Source organism: Pseudonocardia sp. EV170527-09, assembly GCF_008369905.1.
Classification (GTDB): Bacteria; Actinomycetota; Actinomycetes; order Mycobacteriales; family Pseudonocardiaceae; genus Pseudonocardia.
Map to the genome: position 1 here is coordinate 1 of NZ_VRMC01000414.1, position 284 is coordinate 284.

The window sequence follows — 284 nt, forward strand, 5'->3', positions numbered from 1 at the left end:
ACATGACCGTCATCAGCAGCGCCAGACCCGACCGATAGGCCCAATCCTGCACCTGCGGGCTCACCGGCCGCCGCTGCACTGCCTCCACCCCATAGAAAAGCAGATGACCGCCATCCAGCATGGGAATTGGCAAGAGGTTGATGAACCCCAAGTTAATCGAGATGAGGGCGATGAAGAAGATGAAGCTCTCCAGCCCCAGCGTCGCCGCCTGCCCCGACACCTGTGCGATCTTGAGCGGCCCGCCCAGTTCCTTGACCGAACGGTCGCCGCCGATCACCTGGCCC

The 284-nt window shown here is 62.7% G+C and carries 1 protein-coding gene; it reads right to left on the reverse strand.

Annotation, left to right across the window (positions count from 1 at the left end; genetic code table 11):
* On the reverse strand, positions 1–284 hold a 284-nt coding region (locus tag FVA95_RS29660), incomplete at both ends, for a site-2 protease family protein (protein WP_193564454.1).